Origin of the sequence: uncultured Methanobrevibacter sp., assembly GCF_902770715.1 — an archaeon.
Classification (GTDB): Archaea; Methanobacteriota; Methanobacteria; order Methanobacteriales; family Methanobacteriaceae; genus Methanocatella.
The window spans coordinates 1-3270 of sequence record NZ_CACXTS010000086.1; the positions used below are offsets into that span (position 1 = coordinate 1).

The following is a 3270-nucleotide window of genomic DNA, read 5'->3' on the forward strand; positions in this document are numbered from 1 at the left end:
TCCCATTATGCTGGTCTTACGGCTTGTCCAGTTACCCTTGTCATCAAACTTATAGTCGCTGAAGGACATCTCAACGTCCTGTCCCATCATGTTCATTTTCTGAGCCTTCACCAGTCCCTTCTCGTCGTAAACAAAGGTCTGCTTTATCTCCTGTCCCATCACGCTTGTTGTCTGGCTGATAAGCTTACCATTCTCCCAAGCATACTTCACAGTAGTCTCCTGGCCCTGTACGCTCATCTTGCACTCCTGTATATAGCCCTCGGCGTCATACTTAGCGTCGGTTAGACCTTCCTGCTGCATTTTTCCATCAGCTGTAAAAGTGGTTTTACGTAGCATACCCTTCACGCTCGAGCTGATAGATTTTACCTTACCCTGAGCCTCATTAGCTTCTACGTCGTGGAACTTGAATACTTCATTCCCATTACGCTTTCCGTTGCTAGAGATAACTTCAGATGTCTTTTCCTTATCAGCAATTTTTTTTAATTGAGCATTCATCTCGAAGGGAATATTCTCTTCTATAACGATTTCTTTATTAAATGTTTCATATCCATCTTTAGATATTTTTAATATATGACTTCCTATCAATATCTCTGATGTTAATAATGGGGTCTTTCCTATATTTATATTATCTATAAAAATGTCAGCCATAGCAGGATTGCTGTCAATATTGGCTTCACCTAGTATTGGTTTTGGTTCGTCAAGTTGAAAGGTTTGTGGCTCTGAAGGAACATTGATTATCTTTTTACAAATTGTACTACTATGATTTTCCTTCCTTGCTTCAAATTCATACTCACCAGCTCCAAGATTTCCACTCCATGATGTTTGACCTTTCTTTTCACCATTTACCCAAATTTCAGCACCGCCTGAAACTACCAATGTTACTGGCGTAAAGTTTGGTTCTAATTTAATATCTACTATAGCTTTTTTATCTGGGTCATCAACTGTTATTTTTCCGTAATATGGCAAATAGTCTGGTGCTTGCACCTTATAATTATAAGTTCCGAATTTTATGAGTTTTCTCGCAAGACCATCTGTCGTTTGGAGCAGTTGTCCATCAAACTCAACAATCGCATTTTTGGGAGATAGTTGGAATAAAACATATTGTGAAGTACGAGCTTCCCTTACAACCGTCAATACTTTTCCTGTTGTCAATACCATCTCGTAAGTTCTTGCCCCTTCAATTGCAACAGGGAAGTAATAATTTCGTAGCACGCCTAACTGCGGATGCTTAATTGTAATCTTTTGTGCTCCGCGTGGTAAATATAACCAGACTTCTCCTGGAGTTTGCTTTGTCTTAACTATTCCAAGCATTCCACAATCAAAACTAAACCCAGTCTCTGTAGTTACGATTTTAATTAAAGCAGCAGTTTCGCCATTTTGATCATTTTCAGAAGTACCTTTTGTATTTGCTGTTAAATCAGTATCAAGTAATTTGAAACTCCTAACAGAAATGTTCTGCGAGAAGGTTTTATCTGCTAAGCAGATAAACAAAACTATAAATAAAAGTCTAAATTTCATATTATTTGTGACACTTGAAATCTGGTATGTACTTATTTGATGCAAAAATAGCACTTTTATTTCAAACACACAAAGGAAATAGAATTTTTCTTGTTTTTTATCATTAATAATTAGATTTTTAAAATAGTACCCTATTAACGATGCAAGGCGTGCATGAGTATATTGTTTTTCATTTTCTTCCATTTTTCTTTGGTGGAAACAAAAAAAGTTGTACTTTTGCAGCAGTGATTATCAACTAATTTTGTACAACCAATAAAAAACTTTTTCAAAAAATGAAGTTGAGGCTAACGAGGCTCAGGGTAAGGTTAAGGCCATCAGTATGACTGTTATGGGGCAAGCACAAAACACCGAGTTCAGTGAAGATGGAAAGATGAAACAGGAAGGTCTTAGTGATGCTAAGTATGACGAGAATGGTTACATTCAGGAGGCCAAGATGAGTATGATGGGGCAGACAGCTACCGTTAAGTTCACATGGGAGAACGGAAAACTTGTTACTCAAACCATAGAAGCCGGTGGTCAACAAATTAAGAGAATTAACGTATACAATGAGGAGGGCTTGGTTAAAGCACAGAAGATGAACATGATGGGCCAGGATATCGAGGTTCCTCTGACTGACTATAAATTCGATGATAATGGCAACTGGATTAGCCGCAAGATGAGTATGATGGGGCAGGAAATGGAGATTACTCGCACTATCACTTACTACGAGTAATCGCATAAAAATTACTTTTATATCAAGTGGGCTCATTTTTTAAGAAAGTGAGCCCATTTTTATACTCTCTAATATGCTGTTTAAGTCTGTTTCTAATGTGTGGCATAAAAATTCTTATTGCCGAAGATTGTGCAGATTAATATACCATGAAATAATCAAAAACGAGAGTATATATGATTCTATAATTGTTTTTGTAATGTACCAACGTACCATGTACCACCTTAATTCTTTGGGAAATTATCTAATGTTTTATTTGTGAGTTCCAAATAAATGCATTACCTTTGCACCAAACTTAGAAAACAAGATTAAACAACAAATATATTTCAGGATTATGAATAAAACCATCCTATCAATAAAATCTTTGCTTCACAAAGCTAATTCATCTTGTGGTAGACCTTTAGTAAGTCTTATGTTTGGCCTGTTCGTTCTGAGCTGCTCTAGTTCAACTGAAGAGACCAATCAAATGGAATCTTATTATATAGAGAGCCTGGGACTTGCTCAAACCACACTTGACAGTACTAAAAATTTTGCGCATAAGTACAATAAATATGTTTTTAAGACCCCTGGGGCACAAAAAGATGTTTATTACCAGCCAACAATGTCTAACCTTCGCAATGCTTTTGAAACATTCGGTTATAAGTTAATTGGTTGGGAATCTGACGAATATTAATGTTATGACATTAATAAAGGGCGAGCATCACTGCTTGCCCTTTATAATAATCTTTATTGCTTAAAGATTTTTTTTAACCTCCATGCTGTCTCAGCATTAATAGGTCATATACATAAACATTAATCAATTATAAATCGACCGCAAAAATACTACTTTTTTTTATTAAAAAGAACAACGAAAGAAAAAAAATACGTATATTTGTAGCGTTTTAGATATATAACAACCTTTTGAAAAAAATAATTTAAAACCGTAATTATGAAAAAGATCATGCAATGGGTGCTCGCCGCCACCCTCATCAGCGGCGCAAGCGTATTCACATCGTGTGTTGACAATTCAATAGACAACCCGGTAGTGCCAGAGCCTGGAGAGC

Annotated in this window: 3 protein-coding genes; 2 read left to right on the top strand and 1 reads right to left on the bottom strand. The window is 36.3% G+C overall.

All coding sequences use genetic code 11. The features are described 5' to 3' along the window. A partial coding sequence (locus QZU81_RS10885; RefSeq protein ID WP_295591803.1) for a PEGA domain-containing protein occupies positions 1–1701 on the bottom strand: 1701 nt, incomplete at its 3' end. Positions 1702–1888: 187 nt separating this feature from the next. Between QZU81_RS10885 and QZU81_RS10890 the strand changes: the two genes are divergently transcribed. Both QZU81_RS10890 and QZU81_RS10895 read left to right on the top strand, forming a co-directional pair. Further along, on the top strand, positions 1889–2230 hold the full coding sequence (locus tag QZU81_RS10890) for a hypothetical protein (RefSeq protein ID WP_295591805.1): 342 nt from the start codon (positions 1889–1891) through the stop codon (positions 2228–2230). A 463-nt stretch (positions 2231–2693) separates the two neighbouring features. After that, a complete protein-coding gene (locus QZU81_RS10895) occupies positions 2694–2900 on the top strand; it encodes a hypothetical protein (protein ID WP_295591807.1) in 207 nt (68 codons plus the stop codon). Positions 2901–3270: the final 370 nt, after the last annotated feature.

Excerpts from the sequence above, each read along its gene's own strand:
- QZU81_RS10895 (WP_295591807.1), top strand. The coding sequence starts at position 2,694 with ATGGAATCTTATTATATAGAGAGCCTGGGACTTGCTCAAACCACACTT.
- QZU81_RS10890 (WP_295591805.1), top strand. The coding sequence starts at position 1,889 with ATGAAACAGGAAGGTCTTAGTGATGCTAAGTATGACGAGAATGGTTAC.